The organism is Lacunisphaera limnophila, assembly GCF_001746835.1.
In the GTDB taxonomy this organism is placed as follows: Bacteria; Verrucomicrobiota; Verrucomicrobiia; order Opitutales; family Opitutaceae; genus Lacunisphaera; species Lacunisphaera limnophila.
This window is the reverse complement of record NZ_CP016094.1, coordinates 287869-314740: the sequence shown is the minus strand read 5'-3', so window position 1 is coordinate 314740 and position 26872 is coordinate 287869. Positions and strand designations below refer to the sequence as shown.

The 26872-nt window shown below is 68.1% G+C and carries 24 protein-coding genes and 1 pseudogene; 10 read left to right on the top strand and 15 right to left on the bottom strand.

Going from position 1 to position 26872, the window contains the following annotated elements; genetic code table 11:
• Nucleotides 1–164: 164 nt before the first annotated feature.
• Nucleotides 165–2180: an alpha/beta hydrolase family protein gene (locus tag Verru16B_RS01405; RefSeq protein ID WP_069960611.1), complete on the bottom strand. Its 2016-nt coding sequence runs from the start codon at nucleotides 2178–2180 to the stop codon at nucleotides 165–167.
• A gap of 255 nt (nucleotides 2181–2435) precedes the next feature.
• Between Verru16B_RS01405 and Verru16B_RS01400 the strand changes: the two genes are divergently transcribed.
• Nucleotides 2436–3983: an HDOD domain-containing protein gene (locus tag Verru16B_RS01400; RefSeq protein WP_069960610.1), complete on the top strand. Its 1548-nt coding sequence runs from the start codon at nucleotides 2436–2438 to the stop codon at nucleotides 3981–3983.
• Here the strand turns inward: Verru16B_RS01400 and Verru16B_RS18725 are convergent, their stop codons facing one another.
• Nucleotides 3984–5486, bottom strand: a complete 1503-nt coding sequence (locus tag Verru16B_RS18725; RefSeq protein ID WP_335617964.1) for a DEAD/DEAH box helicase — start codon at nucleotides 5484–5486, stop codon at nucleotides 3984–3986.
• A 272-nt stretch (nucleotides 5487–5758) separates the two neighbouring features.
• Here Verru16B_RS18725 and Verru16B_RS18720 point away from each other — a divergent pair, with 272 nt between their 5' ends.
• Nucleotides 5759–6730: a hypothetical protein gene (locus Verru16B_RS18720; RefSeq protein WP_069960607.1), complete on the top strand. Its 972-nt coding sequence runs from the start codon at nucleotides 5759–5761 to the stop codon at nucleotides 6728–6730.
• A 209-nt stretch (nucleotides 6731–6939) separates the two neighbouring features.
• On the opposite strand, the gene Verru16B_RS01380 is transcribed toward Verru16B_RS18720, so the two are convergent.
• From Verru16B_RS01380 to Verru16B_RS19255, 4 genes and pseudogenes are all read right to left on the bottom strand, one after another.
• Nucleotides 6940–7965, bottom strand: coding sequence for a glycoside hydrolase family 5 protein (locus Verru16B_RS01380; RefSeq protein WP_083270012.1), 1026 nt, complete (start codon nucleotides 7963–7965; stop codon nucleotides 6940–6942).
• 65 nt (nucleotides 7966–8030) lie between these two features.
• On the bottom strand, nucleotides 8031–8834 hold the full coding sequence (locus Verru16B_RS01375; RefSeq protein ID WP_069960606.1) for a M23 family metallopeptidase: 804 nt from the start codon (nucleotides 8832–8834) through the stop codon (nucleotides 8031–8033).
• Between the two features lie 21 nt (nucleotides 8835–8855).
• Nucleotides 8856–9200 (bottom strand): L,D-transpeptidase, encoded by a 345-nt coding sequence (locus Verru16B_RS19260; RefSeq protein WP_425483045.1) that lies wholly within the window; start codon nucleotides 9198–9200, stop codon nucleotides 8856–8858.
• A gap of 395 nt (nucleotides 9201–9595) precedes the next feature.
• Nucleotides 9596–9862: pseudogene (locus Verru16B_RS19255) on the bottom strand (hypothetical protein); the annotation flags it as partial.
• Between the two features lie 132 nt (nucleotides 9863–9994).
• On the opposite strand from Verru16B_RS19255, the gene Verru16B_RS01365 reads away from it, so the two are divergent.
• Nucleotides 9995–10777, top strand: a complete 783-nt coding sequence (locus Verru16B_RS01365) for a hypothetical protein (protein WP_157772110.1) — start codon at nucleotides 9995–9997, stop codon at nucleotides 10775–10777.
• A 15-nt stretch (nucleotides 10778–10792) separates the two neighbouring features.
• Here the strand turns inward: Verru16B_RS01365 and Verru16B_RS18170 are convergent, their stop codons facing one another.
• Both Verru16B_RS18170 and Verru16B_RS01360 read right to left on the bottom strand, forming a co-directional pair.
• On the bottom strand, nucleotides 10793–10957 hold the full coding sequence (locus Verru16B_RS18170; RefSeq protein ID WP_157772109.1) for a hypothetical protein: 165 nt from the start codon (nucleotides 10955–10957) through the stop codon (nucleotides 10793–10795).
• 70 nt (nucleotides 10958–11027) lie between these two features.
• Nucleotides 11028–11513: an asparaginase domain-containing protein gene (locus tag Verru16B_RS01360; RefSeq protein WP_069960604.1), complete on the bottom strand. Its 486-nt coding sequence runs from the start codon at nucleotides 11511–11513 to the stop codon at nucleotides 11028–11030.
• Nucleotides 11514–11626: 113 nt separating this feature from the next.
• Between Verru16B_RS01360 and Verru16B_RS01355 the strand changes: the two genes are divergently transcribed.
• Nucleotides 11627–12457: a hypothetical protein gene (locus Verru16B_RS01355; protein WP_069960603.1), complete on the top strand. Its 831-nt coding sequence runs from the start codon at nucleotides 11627–11629 to the stop codon at nucleotides 12455–12457.
• 55 nt (nucleotides 12458–12512) lie between these two features.
• Here Verru16B_RS01355 and Verru16B_RS01350 read toward each other — a convergent pair whose 3' ends face one another.
• Entirely contained in the window at nucleotides 12513–13742 is a 1230-nt protein-coding gene (locus tag Verru16B_RS01350) for a hypothetical protein (RefSeq protein WP_157772108.1), read from the bottom strand.
• A 78-nt stretch (nucleotides 13743–13820) separates the two neighbouring features.
• Between Verru16B_RS01350 and Verru16B_RS01345 the strand changes: the two genes are divergently transcribed.
• Entirely contained in the window at nucleotides 13821–14555 is a 735-nt protein-coding gene (locus tag Verru16B_RS01345) for a class I SAM-dependent methyltransferase (RefSeq protein ID WP_069960601.1), read from the top strand.
• A gap of 98 nt (nucleotides 14556–14653) precedes the next feature.
• Here the strand turns inward: Verru16B_RS01345 and Verru16B_RS01340 are convergent, their stop codons facing one another.
• Nucleotides 14654–16624, bottom strand: coding sequence for a glycoside hydrolase family 97 protein (locus Verru16B_RS01340; protein WP_069960600.1), 1971 nt, complete (start codon nucleotides 16622–16624; stop codon nucleotides 14654–14656).
• Nucleotides 16625–16726: 102 nt separating this feature from the next.
• Here Verru16B_RS01340 and Verru16B_RS01335 point away from each other — a divergent pair, with 102 nt between their 5' ends.
• Nucleotides 16727–17560 (top strand): hypothetical protein, encoded by an 834-nt coding sequence (locus Verru16B_RS01335; protein ID WP_157772107.1) that lies wholly within the window; start codon nucleotides 16727–16729, stop codon nucleotides 17558–17560.
• Nucleotides 17561–17648: 88 nt separating this feature from the next.
• A complete protein-coding gene (locus Verru16B_RS01330; RefSeq protein ID WP_083270011.1) occupies nucleotides 17649–19439 on the top strand; it encodes an outer membrane protein assembly factor BamB family protein in 1791 nt (596 codons plus the stop codon).
• A 214-nt stretch (nucleotides 19440–19653) separates the two neighbouring features.
• Here the strand turns inward: Verru16B_RS01330 and Verru16B_RS01325 are convergent, their stop codons facing one another.
• From Verru16B_RS01325 to Verru16B_RS01310, 4 genes are all read right to left on the bottom strand, one after another.
• Nucleotides 19654–20178 carry a malectin gene (locus Verru16B_RS01325; RefSeq protein ID WP_069960597.1) on the bottom strand — a complete coding sequence of 175 codons (525 nt, stop codon included), beginning with the start codon at nucleotides 20176–20178 and terminating at the stop codon, nucleotides 19654–19656.
• A gap of 30 nt (nucleotides 20179–20208) precedes the next feature.
• Entirely contained in the window at nucleotides 20209–21030 is an 822-nt protein-coding gene (locus Verru16B_RS01320) for a sugar phosphate isomerase/epimerase family protein (RefSeq protein ID WP_069960596.1), read from the bottom strand.
• A gap of 13 nt (nucleotides 21031–21043) precedes the next feature.
• Complete coding sequence (locus Verru16B_RS01315; protein WP_083270010.1) at nucleotides 21044–22207, bottom strand: XylR family transcriptional regulator; 1164 nt, start codon at nucleotides 22205–22207, stop codon at nucleotides 21044–21046.
• Between the two features lie 76 nt (nucleotides 22208–22283).
• Nucleotides 22284–23564, bottom strand: a complete 1281-nt coding sequence (locus Verru16B_RS01310; RefSeq protein WP_069960595.1) for a sensor histidine kinase — start codon at nucleotides 23562–23564, stop codon at nucleotides 22284–22286.
• 114 nt (nucleotides 23565–23678) lie between these two features.
• On the opposite strand from Verru16B_RS01310, the gene Verru16B_RS01305 reads away from it, so the two are divergent.
• Nucleotides 23679–24548 (top strand): hypothetical protein, encoded by an 870-nt coding sequence (locus tag Verru16B_RS01305; RefSeq protein ID WP_069960594.1) that lies wholly within the window; start codon nucleotides 23679–23681, stop codon nucleotides 24546–24548.
• 621 nt (nucleotides 24549–25169) lie between these two features.
• On the opposite strand, the gene yihA is transcribed toward Verru16B_RS01305, so the two are convergent.
• Nucleotides 25170–25757, bottom strand: a complete 588-nt coding sequence (gene yihA, locus Verru16B_RS01300; protein WP_069960593.1) for a ribosome biogenesis GTP-binding protein YihA/YsxC — start codon at nucleotides 25755–25757, stop codon at nucleotides 25170–25172.
• A gap of 126 nt (nucleotides 25758–25883) precedes the next feature.
• Here yihA and Verru16B_RS01295 point away from each other — a divergent pair, with 126 nt between their 5' ends.
• Nucleotides 25884–26099 carry a hypothetical protein gene (locus Verru16B_RS01295; protein ID WP_069960592.1) on the top strand — a complete coding sequence of 72 codons (216 nt, stop codon included), beginning with the start codon at nucleotides 25884–25886 and terminating at the stop codon, nucleotides 26097–26099.
• Between the two features lie 345 nt (nucleotides 26100–26444).
• Nucleotides 26445–26867, top strand: a complete 423-nt coding sequence (locus tag Verru16B_RS01290; RefSeq protein WP_069960591.1) for a hypothetical protein — start codon at nucleotides 26445–26447, stop codon at nucleotides 26865–26867.
• The last annotated feature ends 5 nt before the right edge of the window (nucleotides 26868–26872 follow it).

Below are 26872 nucleotides of genomic sequence, written 5' to 3'. Positions count from 1 at the left end.
GTTTGGGGTGGAGAGACGGGTCTGGGCCTGAGGGCCTGGCCTTGTTTTCTCGCGTACGGGCCCGCCTAGCCGGGCTCGCGGGGTGGGGGCACCCCGCCTCCAAGAAGGCCACAGCGGGGTCGCCGTGGCTCCGGGCCAGCCCGCGCGGAGCGCGGGCTCCACCCTCACTTCTTCGGCATGAGGTGTTTGGCGAGGAAGGCCTCGATGCGGCCGTAGAGCTCGACCTGGTTGTCGAGGTGGCCCATGCCGTGGCCCTCGTCGCCGACGAGGAGGGTCTCGTGGGGCACGCCGTTGCGGGCGAGGGCAGCGATGAGGTCGCGCGACTGGTTGATCTCGACGGTCTGGTCGTCCTTGCCGCCGGCGACGAAGACCGGGACGCGGATGCGGTCGGCCTGGCGGCCGGGGGAGATGGCGGCGAATTTTTCCGGCTGCGTCTTCGGGTCGCCGAGCTTGCGGATGAGGCGGCCGAAGATGGGGGAGTCATACTGCCCGTACTTGGAGTTCTTGACCTGTTGCTCCCAGTCGAAAACGCCCGCGTTGGTGATGGCGCAGCGGTAGAGGCCGGGTTCGTTCACGACGCCGGAGATGGCGAGGTAGCCGCCGAAGGAGGCGCCCATGATGCCGATGCGGTCGGGATCGATGAGGCCCGAGGCGATCATCGTCTTGGTGGCATCGGTGATGTCGTGGTGCATCTTCGCGAAGTCCCATTCATCCTCCTGGGGAAACAGCCAGTTGATGCCGGTGGAGCCGCGGTAGTTGGGCTTGAGCACGGCGTAGCCGCGGCTGGCGAGGAACTGGGCCTCGCCGTCGAAACCCCAGTGGTCACGCGCCCAGGGGCCGCCGTGGGGAAGGACGACGAGGGGCGGGGGATTGGCCTTGGTGGCACCGACGGGGAGGGTGAGGTAGGCGTCGAGCGCGCGGCCGTCGCGGGTCTTGAACTTGATGATGTTCACTGGCGCCATGCGGGCCGGGTCGATCCACGGGGCGGAATTCTTGAAGAGCCCGGCGGTGCGCTTGGCCAGGTCGACCCAGTTGTAGATCACGGGCTGGCGGTCGGAGAAGGTGGCGACGAGGAAGAAATTCTGGGCCTCGTTGCTGCCGATGATGCGGACGACGAGTCCGGGGAAGAAACCGTCGAGGACCTTCTGGAGGGCGCGGTAGTCCTCGTTGAACCAGACGGTGCGCGGGCCGTTGCGGTCGAACATGGCGCCGATGATGGCCTGGGTGGCGGGATCGCGGTAGATCCAGCCGTTGAAGTCGTAGGCCTTGTCCTGCAGGAGCACGTCGCCGAGGGTGCCGGTGGCGGCGTCCAGGTACTGGAGCGCGCGGGGCTGGCCCTCCTGGCGGGGGCCGAGGACGACGAGCTGGCCGGGCTGGTCGCCGGCGGTGATGACGTCGATGTTATCAAGGTCGACGGGGCACTGGGTCCATTGGCCGTCGGCAAACCGGTGCAGGGCGAAGACGCCCTGGTCGGCGGTGAGGGCGAAGGCGAGCGCGCCCTCGCGGTCGGCGAGGTAGCTGATGGTGAGGCCGCGACCCGGTGTGGGGAAGGTGCTGACGATGTGCCGCTCGTTGTTGTCGCGGGCGTCGATGGCGAGGGAGTGGTCCGCGCCGGCACTGGCGAGGTTGATCATGTTCCCACGGCGGATGTCGGTGTTGACGACGGCAGCGCCGAGGTCGCGGCGGGTGTCGAGGGCGTCGAAGCGGTTCCAGACCAGGGGCCGCAGCCGGTCCTTGGGCGGGATCGCGATGAGGCTGGTGCCGTAGTATTGCAGCAGCGGATAACCGTCGGAGAGGCGGCCGACGTTGGCGGCCATCAGGCCGAGGCCGTACATCTTGCGGGCGGCGAGGTTGAAGATGAGGCGGTGGTCGTCGAGCCAGCTGAAGTCGTAGATATCCTTGTCGCCCGAGCCGGCGGCGAACTCGGTCTTCTGGTCGGCGAGGCCGTAGACCAGCAGCTGGTGGCGGTCCTCGCCGGCGGTGACGATGGCGGCGATGTGGGTGCCGGAGGGGTTGAGCCGGGGCTGGGCCAGGAGGCGCGGGCGGAAGAAGTCCTGGAGGGGCACCGGTTGGTCGGCGGGGACCGGGGTGACCCGCGCGAGGTCAACGGGCGCGGCGGCGGGGAGGGAGGCGGCCAGGGTCAACGACCAGGCCAGTAAGGCGGGGTAACGCAAGTTCATGGGGTGGGGAGAAGACAAGAACGACAGGCGGCCCGTAGCGGGAGCAACGTAGCGCAGGCCGTCGCGGGCCGTCGAGCGCGGGATTTTGAGAAACCTTGTCTTAAAGCGGAGATTTTGGCCGGTCGGACCGGCGGCATCGTCCTGCGAGGCAGGCAGAAAGCGCGTTTCCCGCTAAATTTTCCGGCCCCGGTGCCGAGTGAGGGTGTGATGCAAGCATCCTTAGCCGCCCGTACCATGGATCGGGCGCGATCCGCCATGCAATCGGCGCAAATCGCGTCGTTGCCCGAGATCGTGAAACTCCTGCGCACGCTCACCGGCAATTCGCAGCAGGTTTCCGTCGTCGAGCTGGCCGAGGTCATCCAGAGCGACCCGCTGATCGTGGCGAAGGTGGTCGGGGCGGCCAACGCCTTCGCGTACAATCCGAATGGCGTGAAGGTGACCTCCGTGCACCAGGCGATCCATGTGATCGGCTATGACCGGATCCGCACGCTGGCAATGTCGCTGATGCTGGCGGAGCAGGTGTCGCGGAGCAATTCGCCGGACGAGCAGCGCGAGTATGCGGCGCAGTCGCTGATGGCGGGCTGCCTGGCGCAGGCGCTGGCCGCGGGTCGGGCGACGCTGGACAAGGAGCAGGCGTTCCTGTGCGCCTCGCTGAGGAATTTCGGCCAGATTGTGCTGACCTCGTGCATGGGTGAGGAATTCCGCCAGCTGCGGCGCGAGGCGGGGGGCGAGCCGGACGATGCGGCGTACCGCCGGATCTTCGGCATGACCCCACTGGAGCTGGGACACCAGCTGCTCGATGCGGCCAACCTGCCCGAGGATATCCTCACGACCCTCAAGGCGATGCCACCCGAGACCTTTGCGGTGCTGGAGAGCAAGCCCGACGACCAGATGCGCGCGCTCACGGCGTTTGCCGGCGAGCTGTCGGCGCTGACCACCGATCCGCGAAGCGACCCGGCGGACTTTGCCGCGAAGTCGCTGGAACTGGCCCGGCGCTACGAGCACGCACTGCCGCGGCTGCATGAGGAAATTCATCACGTGATGGACGTCGCCAAGGAGCAATTGGACGAATTTGTGAGCGTGTTCCGCCTGAAGAGCCTGCCGGTGCGCATCATGACCCGCATGACCAAATGCCGGAACGCGGTTGATCCGAACCGGCCGCCGGAGGTCGTGCCGCCGGCCGTCGCGGCCGTCGTGGTCGCCGCGCCGCCGCCGCCCGCCGCGAAGGTCCCCGCGGTTCCCGCCGCCCAGGCGGACGGGATGCCGGCGCCGGCCGCGAATCTGGCGGCGGTCGACTGGGCCGGCAGCCTAAATCAGCTGACCGACCTGCTGCGGCAGCCCGGGATGTCTCGCCTCCGCATGCATGAGGCCTTGTTGGAGACGGTTCAGCGGGGTTTCGGCGCACACATGTGCCTGTTGTTCGCCGGGGAGGCGGCCAACCGCGCGTTTCCCTTGGTGCATGGCCGGGGTGACCTGTACCAAGTGCTGCAGGGTCGTTCCGGCCTGCAGGTGGTCATCGGGGAACGCACCGTCCTGGGGGTGTGCTTGGCCCGGAACGAGAACATCATCATCCACCACGCCCGCGAGGAAAAGATCATGGCTTACCTGCCGGACTGGTTGAAGACGCAGGACGGACTGGGGGCGTTTGTTTTGCTGCCCCTGAGTGATGGCGCGCAGGTGCGCGGGGTGCTGGTCGCGGGATGGGCGGAGACGCGGCAGATCGTGTTGCCGCAGGAATGCGTCCGCTCGATCCGCATCATGCTGGCGATGGTCTGCCGCCTCGGGGTGCGGCTCGCGGCCTGATCACGTGCCGGCGCGCAGCAGGTCGCGCAGGTCGGTGAGGCTGAGTTTCGCGGCCGCGGCATCGCTGGCCTCGAAGACGTCCGCGAGCAAGGCGCGCTTGGCGTCCTGGAGCGCGACGACCTTTTCCTCGACGGTGCCGGTGCAGATGAGCTTGTAGCTGGTGACGACGCGGGACTGGCCGATGCGGTGGGCGCGGTCGGTGGCCTGGGCCTCGGCGGCGGGATTCCACCACGGGTCGAAGTGCACGACGATGTCGGCACCGGTGAGGTTGAGCCCGGTGCCGCCGGCCTTGAGGGAGATGAGGAAGACGGGGACGGAGGCGTCGTTTTGAAACCGGTCCACGGCGGCCTGGCGGGCCTTGGGCGTGAGGGAGCCGTCGAGGTAGCAGTAGGGGACGTCCTGCCCGTCGAGTTCCTCGCGGAGGAGGCCGAGCAGCGAGGTGAACTGGGAAAAGACGAGCATGCGGTGGCCCTCGTCGATGCTCTCGGCGAGGAGTTCGCGGAAAGCGTCGAGTTTGGCGGAGTCGGCGTAGGGCGGTGGGGCGGCAGCTCGGGATACCGCCTGCGGCGAGGATGGCGTCGGGTTCGAGGCGGGGTTCGGCGACCCCGCCCTACAATTTTGAGGCACCAGGCGCGGGTCGCAGCAGACCTGGCGGAGGCGGAGGAGCTGGGTGAGGACGGCGAAGCGCAGGTTGTTTTCGGAGGAGCCGCGGGCGGCGAGGTCGATGAGCTCGCGTTCGCTGTCCTCCTGGATCCGGCGGTAGAGGGCGGCCTGGGCGGCGGTGGGTTCGCACCAGAGCGTCTGCTCGATCTTGGCGGGCAGCTCGGGGGCGACGGCGAGCTTGGTGCGGCGCAGAATGTAGGGGGCGGTCTGGGTGCGGAGTTGGGCGTCGTGCCAGGAGCGTTCCTCGCGCTTGAGGCCGGGTGGCACCTTGGCGAGGAAGCCGGGCATGAGGAATTCGAAGAGCGAGCGCAGGTCGTCGAGGGAATTCTCGAGCGGCGTGCCGGTGAGCAGGAACCGGCCGCGGCCGCGGAGGGCGCGGAGCGACTGGGCGGCCTGGGTGCGGCGGTTCTTCAGGTGCTGGGCCTCGTCGGCGAGGATGAGGTCGAACGCGACGGACTCGAAGAGGACGGTGTCGCGCGCGAGCGTGCCGTAAGAGGTAAGGATGAGATCGTAGGACGGGAAGTCCTTGCCGGCGAGGCGGCGGGTGCCGTGGTGGACGAAGACCCGGAGATCCGGCGCGAAGCGGAGGGCCTCGCGGCGCCAGTTTTCGACGAGGGAGGCGGGGCAGACGACGAGGTGCACCGTTCCGGCCTGCTGGCCGGCCGGGGTTGGTCCACGATTCTCGCGGCGCGAAATCGAGGCCAAGAGGGCGGGCCGGCCGGATGCACGGGCGGCGGGAGCGCCGCCCAGCGCGTTGGGGGCAACGCGCTCCACCTTGACGGCGGCCAACAGGGCGAGGGCCTGGAGGGTTTTGCCGAGGCCCATCTCGTCGGCGAGGATGCCGCCGAGTTCCTGCCGATAGAGGTGCCAGAGCCACGCGGTGCCGAGTTTCTGGTAAGGGCGCAGGATGGCGTCGAGGGTGGCGGGGACCGGGGCGGGTGGGAGGGTGCTGAGGTTGCGCAGCGCGGCGCTGCGGGTACGCCAGGTGGCCGGGGCCTGGAAGTGGGGGGCAAGTTCCTCGAGCAGGTCGTTGACCTCGGCGGCGCGGGCCTTGGGGATGCGGTGCTGGCGCGTGGCGCCGCCGGGTCGGTGGCGTTGGCGGCGAGGGCGCGGTGGGCGGCGCCGATTTTCTCGAGGCGTTCCGCGTCGATGAGGTAGATCTTTTTGCCGTCCTCGACATAGCCGCGGCCGGTGGCGATGGCCTCGCGGACCTGGGCCTCGGTGGCGCCGCCGGCGTCGAGGCCAAGTTGGACGTCGTAGGCGTCGGGGGCTTCCGTGACCTGCGCGGTGAGCTCGGCCGTCTTCAGGTGGGCGGTGTTTTTCTCGAAATTGTCGGTGAACTCCGCGCCGAAGTCCTCGCGCAGCGTGCGGCCCTCGGTGGCGAGGATGTTGAGGACGCGGTGGCGGTCGCGCAGCCACCACTTGCGGGTGAGGGGATCGAGGACGAAGCGGTGGTGGCGGAGGAACTCCAGCACACCGTCGTAGGTGGCGGACTCGCGCGACGGCAGGGTGAAGGCGAGGAAATGCTCAGAGCCATCGATGACGAGAGGGGCGAGGGCGGCGGGGGCGGTGGGTGCCCGCGGTTTGGCTGGAGGGCGCTCATCCCGGCGAGCCCCGGCCCGCAGGGACGCGGGTCCTTCTGGGGAGGCAGCCTTACCCAGCAAGTCGCTCACGCCGGAGAGTTCCGCGCCGTGCCAGGCGAGGGGGACCTCCGGCGTGCTGCCGTAGAAGAAGACCGGCTGGCCGGCGAGGGCGGCGATGAGATCGCGCAGTTGCGCGCGGGTGAGCTGGATCAGGGAGATCGGGGCGGGTTTGACGCCGAGGCGCTGCAGCAGGGCGAGGGCGGGCAGGAAATCAGGGGGGAAACCGCCGGGCGCCGTTCCGGCCTCCCGGTTGCCGGCTGCTGCCGGCCCGGGGCCAGTCGCCGAACCTTCGTTCTGGCTGGGCTGGCCGGCCGGTGTTTGTCCGGGCCGGTCGCCCGGCAAAAGATCGAGCTCGACCTGCAGGGCCACGGCGTCGCGCGGGATGGCGGCGGCGAGGTTGGGCGGCAGGAGGAGGCGGAGCATGGGGGAAGGCGGAATTAGGAAGTAAGAAGGAAGAATTAAGAAGGAAGAAGGAGGAAACCTGAAACCTGAAACCTGAGGGAGCGCGGGTAAGATGTCGGGGCGATACGGACAAATCATTTTCCTGCGCCGGATTTAGTCCATAGCCACGCGTGCGGCCGACGGGACCGCCGACGAGGGGTGGGCGGCGGCGAGGGAACCCGTTGGCCAGGAATACGGGGGCCGGGGGCTTACTTGCCCCAGGCTCGGATCAGGTCGCGGGCGTAGCGGCCGGAGGGGGTGAGGTCGGCATCCTTCCAGCCACCTTGGGCGGTGGCGCCGGGATGGATGATCGCGGCGGTCTCGCGCTTGTCGTAGATCCCCCAGTTGCAGTGGCTGAGCTGGTTTTCGCGCATGAAGTCGAACCACTCGCGGACAGACGCCTCGTCCACCGGGCCGGCGCCGTCGGCGTTGCAGGTGCCCCATTCGGTGACGAAGAGCGCGGCGCCGAGATCCAGGGCCTTGCGGGCCTTGGCGCGGAGCCCGGCCTTGTGGGTGCCGGCGTAGAAATGGAGCGTGTAGGCGACGTTGGGATCCTTGATCGGGTCGGCGGCGGCGACGTCGACATCCTGCGCCCAGGCCGGGGTGCCCACGACGATGAGGTTGTCGGGATCGATGGTCCGGATGGCGGCGATGACCTTTTCGGCGTAGGGCTTCACGTCGCGGGACCAGGAGGCGGTGTTGAGGGGTTCGTTGTAGATCTCGTAGATGACGTGGGGCTGGTGGCCGTAGCGGCGGGCCATGTCGGTGAAGAAGGCCACGGCGAGGTCGGTGCGTTCGTGGGCGTGGTGGTCGTGCCAGTCGATGAGCACGTAGAGGTCGGCGGCGATGGCGGCGTCGGCCACGGCGATGACGCGGGCGCGGTTGGCGGCGGGGGCCTGCAGGTAGCTGCCCGGTTCCTGATGCAGGCCGAGGGCGGCGCGGACGATCGAGGCATTCCAGTCCTGCTTGAGCCAGTTGACGGTGCCGGCGTTGTAGAAGCGGGCGGCTTCCCACTGGCTCCAGCCGAAGCTGACGCCGGCGAGCGAGACGGGGCGGCCGTGGGCGCCGACGATGCGGTTGCCGGCCACCTGGAGGCGGCCGTGGGTGCTGACGACGCCCGCGGCGGCGGGGGCGGCGGGCGTCGGCGGCGGGGGTGGGGTGGCGCTGGTGCAGCCGGCCAGGAGGAGGGCGGCGGTGAGCGGGGCCAGCAGGAAGGAGCGGCGGGGTTTGGTCATGGGGTTGCCGCAGAGTGAAGCGAGAAGGTCCCCAAACCGCAAACGCCTAAAACCGCCGGCAGGTTTCAGTAGGTGCGGCCTTCGTGCAGTGGTTGTACCGTGCCGTCCTTGAGGCGGAACCGCACCGGCAGGGTTTCGCGGGTTTGCCCATCGACGGTGCGGAAGACGGCGAAATGCAGGTGTGGATTGGTGGACCAGCCCGTGTTGCCGGACCGCGCGAGGCGCTGGCCGGCCTGGACCTCGTCGCCGAGGCGCACCTCCACGCCCTGCGTCTGGAGGTGCAGGTATTCGGCGTAGGTACCGTCGGCGTGACGGATAATCACATAGTTCGCGCACTGCTTGTAGGTTTCACTTGGACCGCCGGTGGTGGAGTCCTGACGGACGCCCACCACGGTTCCGCCTCGCGCCGCGAGCACCGGGGTTCCCACGGGCATGACCCAGTCGTGGGCGTGTTCGTTGGGGGAGCCGCGTTGGTGGCTGAAGGATCCGCGGTAGCCTTGCTGCAGCCGGTGCGAGCCGGCGAAGGGCAGGCGGTAGGCGGTGTCGTCCGGCTCGCCGCCGCGACCGCCGTATTGCCAGTGGTAGCGGTACCGGTAACTCCACGCCTGGCCGGGAGCGGCCGGCCGGAGCTCAAGGAGCAGAAAGCGCGGTGAGCCGCGGCTCTCCACGGTCGCCGGCAGCGGGGCCGAGGTCCGTATGTTCTGCAAGTCCGCGGTGAGCGTGAAGGTGAGGTCGAGGCAGGTGGTGGTCTCGGCGTAGAGGCGAACGATGTCGCCCTGCCGTTCCTCGGTGACGCGGATGCCGGGATCATCGCAGTTGGCGCCGGCGAGGCGGACGGCGAGCAAGAGGGCGAGGAGCAGCCGGCGCATGGGGCAAGAATGGCGGGGCGCTCAGGGGTCCACGGTCACAGGCAGGCCGGTCCAGGCGAGGCGGAGGAGGGTGCGGGCGTCCCAGTTGGCGACGCGGAAGCAGCCGTGGGACTCGGTGCGGCCGACCTTCTCGGGTTCGGGGGTGCCGTGGATGCCGTAGCCGGTGCGGTCGAGGCCGATCCAAGCGACGCCGACGGGGTTGTTGGGGCCGGGCGGGATGATGAGACGGCGGCCGAGTTCCTGGGCCTCGGGCACCTCGGGAAAGACCTCGGGTCGAAGGTGTAGTTCGGGTCGGGAACGACGACGACGATGTGCAGCTCGCCGACGGGGCGTTTCTCGACATTGCGGGCGATGCTCACCGGGCAGTGGAGCAGGATGCGGCCGGTCTCGTCCACGGCCTGCAGGGATTTTTCGGCGAGGTAGATGTGGATGCGCGCGACGCGGCCGGGGGCGGGCACGACGGCGGCGTCCGGCACGACGAGGACGGTGCCGGGCAGCAGGTCGTCCCAGTCGACCGCGGGATTGAGTTTCTGGAGCAGCTTGGGGTTGGCGCGGAAACGCTCGGCGACCAGCTCGAGGGCGGTGGCGTGGCGGAGCGCGTCGGTTTGGGATTTGCCCAGCCAGGTGTCGGGCACGGGTTGGAGGGCGGCGAGGTCCTCGGCGCTGAAGACATAGTCCGCGAGCACGGGAGCCGTGAGGAGCAAGGTTTCGCGGGTGGCGCGATCGAGATCGCCGGTCTCCGGCAGGCCCTCGTTTTTCTGCCAGGCCTTGAGGGCCGCGGCGGTCTGGAGGCCGCGCACGCCGTCGAGCGAACCGCAGGAGAAGCCGCGGCGGTGGAGTTCCACCTGCGCGGCGAGCCAGTCGGTGATGGGTTGGGGGGCAAAGGCGGGGGCGAGTTCGGGTTCGAGGGTTTCCTCGGCGGGCAGGGCGGGCGTGTCCTCAGGTCGGGCCGGCGGGCTCTCCGCGGGTTGGGCGCGCGCGGTAGCGGCGAGCAGACCCAGCAGCAGGAGGGGGAGGAAACGCGGCATGGGGCGCTACCTTGGCGCGTGCGGGGGAAATGAAAATGGTGAAATTTTGGCAAATGCGGCCGGGCTGCCGGAAGGGCGCGGACAATATCCTTGGCCGGCCGGCGGCGGTGGGCAGACTGCGCGGACCTTTTCATGCGCACCTTATTGCTGGCAGTTATGGGCTGGGCGTTGGCGGCGGTCCTGACCGCCGTCGAGGTCGGGACGCCCCGGGTCAATGTCCTGCAGGAGCTGGGGACCCCAGTCTCGGCGATCAAGCGCGGCGACACCGAGGTTTTGACCTACAAGGGCGGAATCCGGATCAGCCTCAAGCAGGGGGCGGTGACGGAGGTCATCGGACTGAAGCCGGCCGCGGAAGCGACCGCCCCGGCCGAGGCCACGGAGGAGGCAGCGGCCCCCGAGCCGGTGGAACCGGAGCTCAGCGTGGCGGAGGAGATGGCCCTCGCCAAGGAGGAGCAGGCGGCGGCGCTGGCCGACGCGAAGGCCCGGGCGCAGCTCGAGGCGGCGATTGTGCAGATGGAAAATCCGACCGAGGCGCCAGTTGCCCTGGTGCCCTCCTTTCACCTCGGTGGCTTCCTGCTGGAGCTGGCGGTGAAGTGGGTGATGACGCTCGTCGCGCTGAAACTCGCCTGCAAGTATTGGAATTCGGACGTGCCGTGGACCGGGTTGTTGCTGGTGGCGGGGGTGGACGTGGCCGTGCGCGGCGTGATCGGCTACATCGGTTTCGCGATGCTCGACATGATGACCTTGTTCTACGCGGACGAGGCGGTGGCCGCCGGGGTGATGGTCGGGCTGTTGCGCAAGGTGAGCATCAACCAGCGGCTCGCGCTGGCGATCGAGGTGGTGCTGACGACGAAGATGTTTTCGATCGTCGTGGGATCGTTCCTGGTGACGGTGCTGATGCGGACGTTGTTCTGAGGGAGGGGTGTCCGCTCAGCGCGAGGTGAGGTGCCAGTGGCCGCAGAGGGTGCAGGGGTAGGCGGAGCGGGTGCGTTCCACGCCGGCGAGGAGGGCGGCATCGAGGGCGTCGCCCTGGGTGCGGTAGCGGCGCTTGCCGGTGCAGCGGCGTTTCCGTTCCTCGGCCGTGGGTTTTTTCACGGGGAAATTCAGCCGGCAGAAACGCCCGACGCGGCTGGATTGGCGGGTTGCGGCAGCGTGGCGGCGCGGTTCATGCCTTGGGTTCGAAGCGGCTTTGGGCGCGATTTTTGCGGACCTCGGCGGCGGGGAAAACCTGGCCGTTCATCGCGATGTAGATGCCGGGGGGCAGGACCTGGACGGCGCCGACGGCGCAGCCGAGGTTGAAGAGGGCGTCGCTCTGCCGGAAGCGCGCGGGCACCATCGAACCGGTGAACACGATGACCTTGCCCGGCAGGTCGCCAAGGTGGGCGGCGGTGGCGGTCATGGTGTCGGTGCCGTGGGTGATGAGGATGAGGTTTTCCGGCGCGGCGAGCACGCGCTCGCGGATGAGGGCGCGGTCCGCGTCGGTCATCTGGAGGCTGTCCTTTTGCAGCACGGATTCGACGACGAAGTCGAAGGTGACATTGGCCTCCTTGAAGAGCGGACCGACCTGGGGGTCGCCGACGTCGTAGGTGCTGGCGGCGTCGAAGTAGACCTTGTCGATGGTCCCGCCGGTGGTGATGACGCGCAAACGCATGGGCCGGAGGATGTGGGGCGGGGCTCCGGGTTCAATGCGGTTCTGGCCGGGGGAGCGGAAGAAACGTTTGCCAGCCGGGTGAACCGGGCTAGGTTTCGCGTGTCCCATCCGGCATGAAAGCCCCCGTCCTCAGCCTGGTTTTGGTTGTCTCCGCCGCGCCCTTCGCGATAGCGGAGGAGGTGCGGACCGGGGCCACGCCGGCGGAAGTCCGGGAGGTGTTGGGGCAGCCGAAGGGCCGGGTGGAGCTCGGCGACCGGCAAATGCTTTATTATGACCGCGGCGAAATTGAGCTGCGGGACGGCCGGGTGATCCGGGCGGCGCTGCGGACGGCAGCGGAGCAGGCCGCGCTCGAGGCCCGGGACGAACGGGTGCGGGCCGAGCAGGCGGCGCGGCAGGGCCGGCTGGTGGCCGAGGGGACGGCGCTGCGGGATCGCAAGCTGGCCGACGCCTCGTTTCTCGCGGCGCCCGCCGCCTACCAGGCGGCGTTTTGGGAGAATTTCGCGCGCAGTTACCCCGGGGTGCCGTGTGTCGAGCCGCTGACGATTGCGCGGCTGAAGCTGGCCGAGCAGCGGGAGGAGCAGAACCGGGCGAGCGCGCACCTGGAGCGGCTGGCGGTGTTGGAGGAACGCTTTGCCGCCGCGGCGGCGGCCCCGGTGCATTACCGGGTGGGTTACCCGGTTTACCGCAGCCGGTATGAACGACAGCAGGAGTTCGCGCTCTGGCCGGTCAGCTACACTTACTACGATGCGCCCCGGCCGATCTACACGACGCCGGAGACGCCGCTGGTCAGTCCCTTCACGCGGGATCTGGCTCAGCCGGAATATCGCGACTACCGTTCGTCGGAACGGGAGCGGTGGCAGGGGGACAAGTCCAGCGAACGGCGCGGGCATCCGGGCTGGCGCGGGGCCGAGTCGGGTCGCGGCTCGCGCCGGGACCGGATGTGAGCCGCCCGCGACGGCAGGTGGCTCTCAGTTGAGGTGACGTTGATGCAACCGGCCGTCAGAGCCGTTGGATGGTCCAGGTGCTGGTGGCGCCGTCGGGGGCCGTGAGGATGAGGCGGGTGGCCTGCGCCCAGCCGGAGCCGCCGAGATCGAGTTGCGCGCCCGCGGGGAGGGTGCGCCAGACGGCGGGGCCTGCGAGGTCGGCGGCGGGCAGGAGGATGGTACGGGCGTACGGATCGATGCGCGCGATTTCCCCCGCGAAGCTGAGGGAGAGCAGATACGGGGGCGGGACCGAGAGGTTCTGGCCGGGCAGCAAGGTGCCGAGGTCAATGACGCGGAAATGTTGCCGGATGAAATCCGGGTTGAAGATCACCGCGAGGTCGTGCGGGTCGAGGAGGCCTGCCCAGGCCTGCACGGCGGCGGGGGAGTTCTCGGCGTAGAGGACGTTGGCGCCGGCGTAGTCGCTACAGTAGGCGCCATATTCCTGCAGGGCGCGGGCGATGATTTTGCCGGCGGGCGAGAGACCCGAGCCCTCGACGTCCCACGCCGGGTCGAGCTGCAGGCGGCCGCCCATCGGGATGCCGCGGGAGTCGACGGCTTCGAGCTGGGTGACCTGGGAGGTGCTGGCGGGCGGGACAAAAAGCCCGGTACGGCAATGGTCGTAGGCGAAGGCGAGGGCGTGCGCGATGCGTCCGGCCTTGATCTCGTCCACCCTGATCAGACCCGCGATGAGCGGGAAGCCGCCCGCGCGGGCGCGGTGGGAGTCGAGCTCACGCGGGTTGTCGTACCAGGGCGGGGCCACGCCGGTGCCGGTGAGGTCGGTGACGGCGCCGAGGCCGGTGAACCAGCGGCCGGTCGCATCCTGGCGGGCAGCCCACATGCCCCATTCGAGCCCGAGGGTGCGGTCGATGACGCTCAGGTGATTGTCGCTGTGATCGCCCACGGGTGGCGACGCGATGGCGCCGTCGGGGATGGGGATCTGGCGGGGAAAGGCGAAGCCCTTGCCGTAGATGCCGGGGCGGAGGTCGCCGACATCGTGGCGGGGCGTGGTGGCGGCGTCCACGAAGTAGACCGGGATGGACCAGTCCTTGATGTTGATCAGCCACGGGCCGCGGTCGGCGAGGTCGGCGATCAGGGCTGGTGAATCGCGGTCCACGGCGGCATCGGCCGGAAGCGGCGTGTTCCACGGGCTGTCGGCGGAAAAGGGACGCCAGACGGGGTCGGCGGCGGCAACGAGGGGCAGGAGCAGGAACAGCAGGGGCAGGCGCATGGCGGGGAGGGGTGGCATGATCATGTCCGCAGAAGCGGGCCGTGGCAAAAATATTGTCGCCTCGCCGCGCCGGTTGCGGCCCCCTCAGCGCCGAGAATGCGTCCCGACGAATACCGCAAGCTGGCCGAGACGGAGGACCGGATGTGGTATTTCCGGGCCCTGCACCGCCGCCGCGCGCACTGGCTGGCGCGACTGTTGCCGTCGGGTCCGGCGCGCGTGCTCGACGCCGGGTGCGGCACGGGCGGCTTCATCCGAGCGCTGCGCACAGTGCAGCCGGCGTGGACGGTGGCGGGCGTGGACCTGTCGCCGCTGGCCTGCGCCCTCGCGCGGGAGCGGGCCGGGGCGGAGATCACCGAAGGCTCGCTTGAGGCGCTGCCTTATGCGGACGGGAGCTTTGACGCGGTGTCGACGGGTGACGTGCTTTACCACATCGACGACACGGCAGCGGTGCTGCGGGAATTCGCGCGCTGCCTGCGGCCGGGCGGGGTGGTGTTGGTGAATGAGCCGGCCTACCGGTGGCTGTGGTCCTACCATGACGAGGCCACCGAGGGGCGGCACCGCTTCACGCGGCCGGAGCTGGTCGGGCGGCTGACAGCGGCCGGGTTCTCCGTGCGGTTTGCGAGTTACGCCAACCTGCTGCCGTTGCCACTGGTGGTGGCGCGGCGGAAGCTGTTTCCGCCCGCGCGGCCGACGAGCGACGTGCAGGTTTTTCCGGCGCCGGTCGAGGCGATGTTCTCGGCCATGGCGGGACTGGAGCAGGCCTGGACGGGGCGCGGCTGGCCGGTGCCGGCGGGCGTCTCGGTGTTCGTCGCGGCTAGCAAGCCAAAGTAGGGGCGCAACTTGCTGCGCCGCGGGATAAAGAGGGCGGACCAAGGTCCGCCCCTACAACTAAGCAGCGGGGTGAGGGCACCCCGCCTCCAAGAGTAGGCTTACTTCGGCGAGATCCGGGCGGCCCAGCCACCGCCCTCGGCGAGCGGGAGGCGCAGCTTGGTGCGGTTGGTCACGGTTTGGGTGGCCTGCTTGAAGTCCTCGGCGTGGGTCCCGGCGTTGAGGCCGTCGCGCCACTCGGTCAGGGTGAATTCGCCGGCGGGAAGGAAGGAGAGATCGAGCTCGAGTTCGCGGGCGGTCCAGTCGGTGATGGCGCCGACGAACCAGTCGCGGCCGCTGCGGCGGGCCGTGAGCACGTAGTCGCTGATGCGGCCGTCGAGCGCGCGGGTCTCATCCCACACGCTGGGCACGGCGCGGAGGAATTCCATCATGGCGGGCTCGCGCTCGTAGTTGGTCGGGGTGTCGGCGAGCATTTGGAGGGGACTTTCGAAGACGACGTAGAGGGCGAGCTGGTGGCAGCGGGTGCCCTGGCTGCGGGGGCGGAAGTGGTTCCAGGCGAAACCGTCGCGGTTGGCGTTGCGGGTGGCGCCGGGGGTGTAGTCCATGGGGCCGAGGTACTGCCGGGTGAACGGCAGGGTGGCGTCGTGCTCGGGCGTGATGTGGGCGCTCCACTTGTTCCACTCGAGACCGCGGACGCCCTCATTGGTCATCAGGTTGGGCCAGGTGCGGGTGAGGACGGCCTGGTGAACGGCGCCGTGGAAGTCGGTGAGCAGGTGGCGGGCCGCGGCCTCGCGGTTGACCCGGTGGTAGAAATTGATGACGGCCTGGTCGCTCCGCTGCATGAAGTCCACCTTGATGCCGCGCACGCCCCATTTTTGGAACAGGTCGAGGGCGGGGATGAGGTGGTCGTCGAGGGTTTTCCAGACGACCCAGAGAATGACGCCGACGCCCTTCTTTTTGCCGTAGTCGATGATGGCCGGCACGTCCATGTCGGGGGCGGGGGTGAAGAGGTCGCCTAGTTGATACCAGCCCTCGTCGAGGATGATGTACTCGAGCCCGTTGGCCGCGGCGAAATCGATGAAGTATTCGTAGGTCCGCGTGTTCACGCCGGCCTTGAAGTCCACGCCGTGGAGGTTGTTGGCATTCCACCAGTCCCACGCGATCTTGCCGGGCTTGATCCACGACGGGTCGGCGATGCGTGACGGGGCGGCGAGGAGCCAGGGGAGCTGGTTGGTGAGGAGGTCGCGGTCCTGGCGGGCCAGGCCGAGGATGCGCCAGGGGTAGGTGCGTGTGCCCTTGGTCACGGCGATGTAGCCGGCGGCCTCGGTGACGCGGAAGTCGCGGTCGCCGGTGAGTTCCTCCTTGAGGGCCACGGGCGGGTGGGTGCCGGCGAGGCCGTTGCCGCCGGTGCCGGTGAACCACAGGCCGGGGTAGTCCTCGAGGTCGGACTCGGCGAGGGCGACCTTGAGGCCGTTCGCATCGACGACGATGGGCAGGCTGGCGAGGTTCTGCGGGGCGAGGTCACCGAGCGCCCGCGGCAGGAACAGGCGTTCGTTGTGCGAGTAGAAGCTTTGTTCTTCGGGAAACCAGGCGAAGTGGCTGCCGGTGAAATTCAAGCCGACCTCCTCGGCGAAGACCTTGACCTCGGCGGCCGGCAGGGTGGTTTCCCAGCGGTAGGCGACGCCCTCGTTGTAGGCGCGGAAGGTCACGACGAAACCGCCCTCGAAATCGAGGCGGAGTTCGTTGTAATGTTCGCGGATCTCGGCCGCCTTTTGGCGGACGTCGGGCCGGAGCAGGGCGTCGTGGCTGCGCGGGGTCGCCGCGATGAGTCGCGGGGCGTGGCCGAAGGTGACGCCGTCCACGGTAAGCGAGAGGGTCGAGGCGGTGAGGACCGGACGATCCTCGTGGCGGACGTCATAGGTCAGGCGTTTATCCGTCTGGACCTGGACCGTGATGGTGCCGTCGGGCGAGGTGAGCGGCGGCAGGGCGGGCGCGGAGCGCAAACCGGTGAGCAGGAGCAGAAAGAGTACGGCAGGCGGAATGCGGAACCGGGCGGGGCGGGGGGAAATCATGGGGGTGGGGTAGGGTGGGATGCGGACCGTCAACTGTTAGAGAGGATCAAGACTTGGCTTTCAAGCCCGGCCCCGCAAGATGCCGGTACAACCCCGCGGCTTATGAAAACCCTGTTTCGACTGTGCTTGCCTTTGGTTTGCCTGGTTAACCTGCACGGCGGAGCGGCCCGCGTGGAGGACGAAGAAACGTCGGTCCTAGCCCAGGTCTTCAATGACTACACCCGCACGCCGTCGGCGTTGGGCGGGTACAAGGCCGAGACCTTCGCCTTTGCCAATGCCGGTTCCATCCTCGGGAGCCTGCGGGACAACTCGGTGGATCAAGCCACGTTCAACCAGGTGGTGCGGTTGATCAGCCCCGCGCTCGCGCGGCAGAATTACATCGCCGCGAGTGATCCGGAGGACACCGACTTGTTGATCAGCGTGACGTGGGGCGCGACCGACGGGTTTGACAACTCGCTGGCGCTCTCCGGTTCCCAGTTGAATGACATCACCTCGGACTGGGCTGGGCACGCCATGCAGATGGATGCGGCCAACCAGCGGCGGGACAGCCGCAACAACCGGAACGCGACCTTGCTTGGCTACCGGGAAGCCCTGAAGGCCCACCGCGACATGCGGTCCTACGGCGTGCACGGCACGGTTTATGGCGACCTGATCGCCGACGTGGAGGACCCGCGGTACTTTGTGATCCTCACCGCCTTTGATTTCCAGACCGCCTGGCGGGAGAAGAAACTCGTGCCCCTCTGGTCCACCCGGTACAACATCCCGACGCGGGGCAACCACTTCACCGCCGCGCTGCCGAGCATGAGCATGTTCGCCTCGCGCTTCTTCGGCCGGGACAGCGACGGGCTGGTGCGCCGGCTCAATCCCACGGGGAAGGTGGACATGGGTGAGTTGCAGATTCTCGGGTCGGTCGATACGCCTCCGGTAGAGAAGTAGTCCGGGAGGCTGGCCCCGGGGTGAAGCCCCCGGCCTACGCAGGTACACGTATAGGCAGGCGGACGGGGTTGGTCTAGAATGCGGCACCATGATCGTACCGCTTCCCCGCCTGCCCCGTCTTCTAACCGTTGTCCTGCTCTCCGCGCTGGCGGCCCAAGTCTGGGCTGCGCCCGCCAAACCGGTGTGGACCTGTGCGTTGGGGGAGGACGCGAAGTGGGAGAATCTCACCGCGCTCGGTGTGTTGCTGGTCGGCACAAACTCGGCGATCCATTGCATCGATCCTGACACGGGCAAGGTCCTGTGGAAGAACGCCGACTTCAAGAAGAGCAACTCGATGAACGCCCGGGAGATTCCCGGCACGCCCTTCCTGCTGTGCAACCAGCTCGAGGGGATCGGTGGCTCGAAGTCCACGCTCACGCTCATCGACTACCTCACGGGCGAAACCGAGTGGACCGCCCCGGAGGTCATGGGTCAGTATCTGGGTTCGGTTCCGCTGCCGGAGAAGAACCTGGTGATCGTCATCATGACCACCTACAAGGACGGCAAGGGCCAGGAGAACGGCACCTTCCTGTTCGCGCACGACCTCACGACCGGCGAGCGCAAGTGGTCCACGCTTTTGGCCAAGGCCAACAGCATCCCCCTGCATCTGGCCGACAACTCCGGGAAGTTCATGCCGCGGATGGATCTCTCGGGCTATCATGATCCCGTGCTCGAAGGCGACACGCTCTATCTCGGCTATCTGGGCGTGCACGCGCTCGATGTGAATACCGGCGCCATCAAGTGGGCCGTGGAGTTCCCCCCGGGCGACAAGGGCCTGAAGCGCACCTACGCGCCCCTGCGCATCGTCGGCGATGTGATCTACGGCGCGGGCGGCGGCAGCATCCACGCGATCAACAAGCAGACCGGCGCCGCGCTCTGGAAGAGTGACCGCATCTCCGAGTACGCCGGCCTCTTCAAGTCCCGCGACAACGCGATCGTCACTCAGATCGAGGTCGTGGCCGACAAAATCTACGCCCGGTACGGCGGCAATTTCTCCAACGGCCAGACGGTGCTGCTCAAGGAACCGCTGGGCGTGGTGGTCGTGGCGGCCGCGGACGGCAAGCCCCTCTACCAGGACAAGAAGATCGAGGGCGGCCTGACGAACCTGATGCCGCTGCCTGAGACCGGGGCGGTGATGTTCGCCGACGGCAAAGAGCTCGTCGGCCTCAGCACGGGCGCCACGGTGGAGGAGCTCTTCCGCGTGCCGATCGAGTTCAAGCGCAAGATGGGCGGCGGGGACTTCGCCAAGATCGGCCTCGGCCTGACCGGTGGCCTGATGGGCACGGTCAAGGCGGTGAGTTCCTCGAGCAAGGCGCGCCTCGACGTGCCGGTGGCCATCACACGCCACGACGGCCACATCGTGGTGCAGGGCAAGCAGCACTTGCTGGGCTTCGACCCGGCGGGGAAAGCGCAGAAGTGGTCCTTGTATTACGCCGCCCCGAGCGACGCGTTTTCCACCATTGCCATGTTTGCCGTGACCCTCGCCGCCTCGGCGCAGGGTAATGCGCAGGTCGCGCAGAACGGCAGCATCATGACCTCCGGCGGACAGCAGGGCATGCAGAACATCCAAAGCTCGCTGGACCGCTACAACCGCTACACCGAGACGCGCGCGCTCAAGATTGGCGGCTCGAAGAACTCAGGTTCCTACACCTACATCATCACCAAGCTCGACAAGCAGGACGGCGGCGGCGTCGGCCTGGTGGGCGTCAACCTCAGCAGCGGCGAGACCGACCGCAAGCTGGCGCTGGGCGCGAAGGAACCCAAGTACCTGGCCGACGAGGAAGCGGGCCGCATCTTCTACTTCAAGGGCGGCGACGAGATCCAGGCCTTCGAATTCTGACCGAAACCAAGCCCGCGGGGTGGGAGGGAAGGACCGCACCCCGCCCCGCGGAAGTTTTTCCGGGCGGGCGGGCAAGACGACGGCGGGGTCGCCGCGGCTCCAGCCGCGGAGGAATGGAGCGCGGGCGACCTCGCTCGCGAGGGTTGGGCAGGTTGATCGCAAGAGCGCCCGCGAGAGGCTGCCCACAAGACTCGCGCCGGAAGTGAGAACTGGATCAGCCGGCCGGGATGATCTCGAGGGCGTTGATCTCGGGATTCTCGATCTGGCTGGTGAAGGTGATGTCGAGCTTGCCGTCGGTCACCTCGACCTCGACGGTCTCGACGTACGCGGTCAGCACGGCGCCGGCGCGGGCCGTGACATCGAAGTCCTTGAATTCCTTGCCCTCGACATTGAAGGAGAACACGCGCTCGCCCTTGCCGTAGATACCCTCGTAGGTCTCGGCAAAGTGGAGCTTCACGGTGTATTTGCCGTTGGCCAGGGCGCGGGAGAAACCGCCCATGCCGTACCGCTCGGTGGTGTAGATCGAGGGGGTCGAGGTCTTGGCGACCTTGAGGCCGGTGCGGTCGATGGTGTCGCCGCCGCTGAAGCCCTGGTCGGCGAGCCACACGACACCGCTCTCATCGGTGTGATCCTGGGTGGTGCCGGCGCGGATGCGGATGGCGTCGGCGGCCAGCGCGGGGCCGACGAGGGCGAGGGCGAGGGAAGCGAGCAGGGTACGGGCGGGGGTGGTCAATGACATGGGGTGGGGTTGGAGTTTAAGCAAAAGGGATCAGTGCCGGCGCAGCCAGTCGATACTCTGGCGAATGCTGGCGAGCGGGTCGGGTGACTCGTCCTGCTCGACATGACATTGGGCGACGCCGGTCGCGACGCAGGCGGCGAGGATGCGGGTCCAGTCGAGGCAACCGCGGCCGATTTCCTGGAAGGTTTCGGGCGGCACGGCGTGTTCGTCCCAGAGACGCGGAGTTCCGGCCGGGAGATCCTTGAGGTGGACCTGCGCGATGCGACCGCGCAGGTCGTGGAGGGTTTGGACCGGATCGAGCCCGCCGGCCGCCGCCCAGAAGACATCGAACTCGAATTGGACGAGGTCCGGCTCGAAGTCGCGGAGCAGGATATCCCAGCCGGTGGTCCGGCCGTCGTCCAGCGGGGCGAACTCGAAGGCATGATGGTGGTAGCAGAGCTGGATCCCGGCGTCGCGGCAGCGGCGGCCGAAGGCGTTGGCGGCGGCGGCGTGGGCGCGCATCTGGGTGATGGTCTCGCGGCCGCCTTTGCCGAGGTAACCGAAGACCAGGTAGCGCAGGTTGAGCTCGCGGGCGAGAGCGAGGGTGCGGACGAGCTCGGCGTCGGCGGCGGGGCCGGGTTGGGCGAGGGCGGTCCAGTCGAGGAAGGCGGAGGTGAGGCCGAGGCCGAGCTCACGGGCGAGCCGGGCGATCGCGTGGACGTTGGCCAGGTTCTGCAGCTCGATCTGGGCGTAGCCGGCCTGGGCAATGGCGCGGAGGGTGCCGGGGATATCCCGCTCGAGCTCGCGGCGCACGGTCCAGAGCTGCAGGCCGAGGGTGGGGAGATAGTGCCGGGCGGGGTGGGCGGCGGTCATGGGCGGCAGGGGTTCAGAGCTGGCCGGCGCGCGTGCGCTTGCGGTACTGGCCGGGCGCCTCGCCGGTCATGCGCTTGAAGACGACGGAGAGGTACTCGATGTGCTCGAAGCCGGTGAGCGCGGCGATGCTCTTGAGGGGCAGGTCGGTCTCGGTGAGGAGCTCCTTGGCGCGCGCGAGCTGGACGCGGCGGATCTCGGCCTGGGGGGAGCGCCCGATGAAACGGCGGAATTTTTTCTCGAGCTGGCTGCGCGAGGCGGCGGCGTGGGCGACGACCTGGTCGACGTTCAAGCCCTTGCAGGCGTGCTCGCGGATGTAGTTGAGGGCGAGACTGACGTTGCGGTCGGCGACGGCGAGGATGTCGGTCGAGAGGCGGGTGACGACGCCGATCGGGTCGATGCGGATCTCGGGGGTTTCCGGACGGACGCCGCGCAGCATCTGGTCGAGGAGTTCGGCGGCCTGGTAGCCGGACTGCTGGGCGTTGAGGACGATGCTGGAGAGGGGCGGGTGCGAGAGCTCGCAGCGGACGACATCGTTGTTCACGCCGAGCAGGGCGAATTCCTCGGGCACGCGCAGCTGCGCCGTGCGGGCGGCGGCGATGACCTGGAAGGCGCGGACGTCGACGCAGGCCATGATGGCGCAGGGCCGGGGCAGGTGGCGCAGCCAGGCGTCGATGAGGCGGGACTGGGTGGCATTCCACTCCGGCGTGATGAAACCGGGGTAGGGGAGGTCGAGCACGCTGCAGCCGTGGCCCCCGAGGCGCAGCGCCTCGACGAAGCCGTCGCGGCGCTCACAGGACCAGCCCTCGTTGCTGAAGCCGCAGAAGCCGAAGTGGCGGAAGCCGCGCTCGAGGAAATGCTCGGCGCCGAGGTGGCCGATGGCGTGGTTATTGGGACGGATCTTGGGCACGCCGGGGAAGGCGGCGGTGTCGTTCAAGTCCACGAGCGGGATGCCAAGCTTCGCGCAGCCCTCGACGAGGGCCGGGGTGGTGTTGCGGCTGATGACGCCATTCCACGGCTCCGCGCTGAGAAAATCCGGGTCGCGCTCGGCCCGGGCCTCGTCGTCCAGGAAGGTGTCCCACTGCCGGTGGGAACGCTCGTACTGGACGATGCCGTGCAGCATGCGCGCGGATTCCTCGAACCGCATCAGGAAGACGAGGAGGATCTTGGGGCGAGTCATTCCGATTCAATGTGGTTGATCCGGCCGGACATGCAATCCCAGCGGAGGTCGTACGGTTCGCGGGGCCGCGGGGCGATCAGGCGCCGGTGGCGATGCAGGGGAGGGTGAGACGAAAAGTTGTGCCAGCGCCGGGCGTACTTTCGACCTGAATGCGGCCGCCCGCGAGCTCGACCCCGCTGCGGACGATGGCGAGACCGAGGCCGGTGCCCTGGTGGCGGGCCTTGGTGGTGAAGAAGGGCTCGAAGATCTGGCCGAGGATGGCGGGGGCGATCCCGGTCCCGGTGTCGGTGACCGTGAGCACAACGCTGGCGCCGGGCTGGTTGCCCGAGTCGCCGTTACCGCCGGACACGGTGATGGTGACGGGCCCGCCGCCGGGCATGGCGTCGCGGGCGTTGGCGACGAGATTGAGAAGGATGCGCTCGAGCTGGAGCGGGTCGATGAAGACGCGCCCGGTGTCGGGGGCGAGGCGGGTTTCCACGGGGTGGCGCGGTCCGGCGGTCTGTTGGAGGAGGGGCAGCAACTGTCGCACGAGCGGGGGCACATCGATGGCGGTGGGATGGCCGGTCTGGTTGCCGCTGAGCGCCATCAGGTCCGCGGTGAGGGCCTCGCCCTTTTCCGCCGCCTGCGCGATCTGCCCGCACATGCGTTGCACGCCGGCGTCGGAGCCGGAGTCCTGCGCGAGGAGGGTGGTGTAGCCCTTGATGACGGTGAGCAGGTTGCGGAAGTCGTGGGCGACGCCCGCGGCCATGTGGGCGAGGTTGAGCCGCTGCTGGTAGGAGGCGAGGTCGCTGGTGGTGCGGTGCAGCTGCTGTTGGAGCTCGGCGAGTTTGGCGCTCTGCAGCTTGAAGGCGAGGAAGTCGGCCACGGAGCCGGCGAAGTCGCGCTCCTCGGTGGTCCACTCGCGGTGGGCGCCGGTGTGCTCGTGGCAGACGACGCCGACGATGCGGTCGTTCTGCAGGATGACGGCATCGAGCAGGGAGGTGATGCCGAGGGGCTGGAGGTAGGCCTTGGCCAGTTCGTCGGTGCGCGGATCGATCTCGGCGTGGTCGGCGGGGATGGTCTTGCGGATGCCGAGGTGCTCAAAATAGCCGGGAAAGTCCGCCACGCGCAGGACGGTGCCCTCGGAGTAGCGCTGCTTGAGCTGCTCGTAGAGGCAGGCGCAGCGGATGGCGGACTGCTCATCAACAAACAGCCAGATGCCCACGCGCTCGACCGCGATGGCCTCGGCGGCGAGGCGGCAGACCTCGCGGAGCGTCGCGGGGAGGCCGAGTTTCTTGGGGGACAGCCGGGAGATCCTGAGCCGGGCCTCCTCGAGCGGACGGCGGGGCAGGGTGTCGGCCTGGTAGCGTTTCTTCATGGGCACGCAGGAGGCAAGGTGCACGGATTACGGATGAGTTCCACCCGATTCCGCGCGGATCCGCCGCACCCGGGTCGGGTGCAGAATGCGCTTTTCAAAAGGCGGGGTTCGGCCATGCTGCCGCTGTCGCTCATGGGCCAGGAAACCGTCACCTATCTCACGAATATCGTCATCTGCACCATCCTGGCGTGCCTGATGACGCATTACTGGCTGCGCCAAGGCCGGACGGCGGCGATGCGCTACTGGATGCTGGCGGCATGGGTGATGACGGCGGCGGACATCCTCTTTGCCATGCGCCCGTCGCTGCCGCACGGCGTCAGCCGGTTCGTGCCGACGCTGATGGTGACGCTCGGGCATGCCGCGCTCTTCCTCGGCGCCCAGCGTACGGCGGGCCTGCGGTTGCAGCGGCGGGTCACCTTTGGGGTGATCGGGTTGCATGCCGCGGTCCTGGGTTACTTCCTGATCCAATCGCAGCCGTCGGGGGCGCGCATGATGACCAACAGCATCGTGTGGGGTGGGCTCTCACTGGCCAGCGCCTGGTGCCTGCGGCGCGCCCCGGAGCATTTCTGGAAACCGACCTTCTCGCCGACCACGGTCTTTCAGGCCCATGCGGTTTTCCATGCGTTGCGCGTCGGGCTGGCGCTGCTGTTTGCGAGCCAGGGCTGGACGGCGGCGGCGGAAGCGCTGCAGGTCATCGGCGACCTGGAGGTCAGTTTCTTCATGGTCGCGTTGTTTGTCGGCATCCTCATCGCGAACCTGCAGGTGCGGCACGATGAGTTGACCAGTGCGCATGCCGAGGTGCACACCCTTTCCGGGCTCCTGCCGATCTGTGCCTGGTGCAAGAAAGTGCGGAACGACGATGGGTACTGGCAGCAGGTGGAGGACTATTTTGCCTGCCGCAGCCAGCTGACCTTCACACATGGCGTGTGTACCGACTGTCTGGATGACCAGAAGGCGGAGAGCGCCCAACTCAGCAAACGCTGAGCGTAGGGTGGCTTGGGCTGAGTCAGGGTCCGGGCAACGGGGGCTCCCGCCACGTTTCGCCGGGATTTTTACAACTAGATCGCGCCGATAATCAAGGGGTTGGGCAGGTTCCGGCTTGGGCCATAACAGATTGCGTTAATTATTAACAACCAGCTGTTAGAGAAATTAAATCGCGCCACTTGCTTTTGCCCGCAGAGGTCCCATTTTGATCATCGATGGCAAGGACAGGGGTCCCTGCCAGTTGTTGATTGAAACAGTCTGAACCCTTCACCGGGAACGGGCTCTAAAGCCGCCTCGCGCGGCACATAAAAGGAGACGAACGTCATGATGACTATCGCCGCCGTTGGAGTGGCCTGGTTCGTTGCCGCCATGATTTACCTCATGGCCGGTAGCCAAAGCCGGACCCGCTCCTATCGATAAGAAAACTACGCCGCCCCGGGGGATTTCCTCCGGGGCGGTTTTCTTTTTGGGGGGTGGAGGAGGGCGGGGTGTAGGGCGGGGTCGCCGAACCCCGCCTGCATTCGAGCGCGAGCTCACATTCGAGGCGGGGTTCAGCCGTCGCCAAGACTAGGGCTGACGCAGTCGGCGACCCCGCCCTACAACGAGGCAGTCCTCGCCGGCTCAGAGCAGGGCGTCGATGTGGCGGAGGAGCTCGGTGCGGCCGGCCTTGGTCTTGGACGAGGTGAGGAACACCGGGGGCGGCGGGTCGAGGTCGTCCAGGGCGACGGCCTTGAAGCGGGCGACGCTGGCCTGGGTCTGGGAGGCGGATTGCTTGTCCGTCTTGGTGAAGACGACGGCGAAGGGCACGCCGGACTCGATGATCCACTCGACGAAGGCGAGGTCGATGGGCTGGGGCTCGAGGCGGGAGTCGATCAGGACGAAGACGCCACGCAGGTTCTCACGGCCCTCGATGTAGTCGGCGGCGGCCTCGTTGAAATCGGCGCGGTCGGCCTTCGAGACGTGGGCGTAGCCGTAGCCGGGCAGGTCGACGAGGCGCCAGTTCTTGTTGATGCAGTAGAAATTCATCAGGCGCGTCTTGCCCGGCAGGTCGGACACACGGGCGAGGTCGCGTTTCTCGGCGAGGAGGTTCAGCAGGGAGGACTTGCCGACGTTGGAGCGGCCGATGAAGGCAAACTCGGGCAGGGCGAGCCGGGGGGCGCCCGCGAGGGTGGGGGCGCTGGTTTCGAACTCGGCCGATTTGATCTTCATGGTGCCAGTGGGGCGGGTCCGGGCCCCGCTGGCGACGTTTTGTTTTCCGGGCCAGCGCCAGCGCCGGATTCGTTGAAAAGCCAAGGAATGCGGAGCGGGGACCGGGCTCCGGGTGTAGCCTAGCGCATGATCCATCACTTCCATGGGGATGCGATCCGGCATCCGGTGCGCATGCGCTGGTTCCTCGGGGTGGTATGGGTGGTGATCCTGGCCAAATGCACGCTGGTCTGGTGGGCTATCGGCCACTGGCACGTGCCGGTGCATCCGGCCTGGATCGTCCTGCCCACGCTGATCCTGGCGGCGCTCGCCACCGGAATCTGGCTCGCGGCGCACGACGAATGAGGGCACCGGCCCCTCGCCTGCCCGGTTTCCGCCCGGAAACCGGCGGGGGATAAATTTGCCTTGCGGCCCGGGGGAATGTGCCGATCAGTGGAGAGGTTCGATGTCAGTTCGTCAGATGCACGGTCAGGATCGTGATTTGAGTCAGACACGAGAGAGCGACAGAGTCCGCGTCAGCGACACTACTACGAGATAGCAGGTCAGGCTACGTCAGGGACAGCGCTAGGGATACGTGATACGCCCGGAGGCACGAGCCGGCCTGGGTGCGTTCGGGCCCGAGGGTCCGGCCGCGGAGGCGAGCATCCGGTCAAGCGAGCACAACAACCCGCCAGCACAGGAGATCCCATCATGAACTTCCGCCAACTCTTACAGCAACGCGACGCCCTGCTCCGGCAGGCGCGTCTGGCCAACGTGGCTTACGCCACCGAGTGGTTCGACCGCTTCGCCGCGCGCGTCACCCGCGCGCGACTGCGCGGCCTCGTCACCTTGCACCCGGCCGATCCCGACGAGGCCCAGCCCTGGCCGCGGTTCGCGGCGCAAGAGGGCAGTCAAGCCGTGTTGGACGAACACTTCCTCGACGAAGAGGTCGTGGAGCTAGCCGACATCCTCGACTTCCTGGGCGAGGACATCCCGTCGACGGGCTACCTCTTCCCGCTGGAGGAGCTGGCGGAACGGTTCCTGCCGCCGTTGCGCGAGGAGCTGACGGCCGCCGGCATTGCGTTGAGCGGCGAGGCGGATCCGGTCGAGGATCCAAAGCGGCGGAGTGGGTGAGCAGG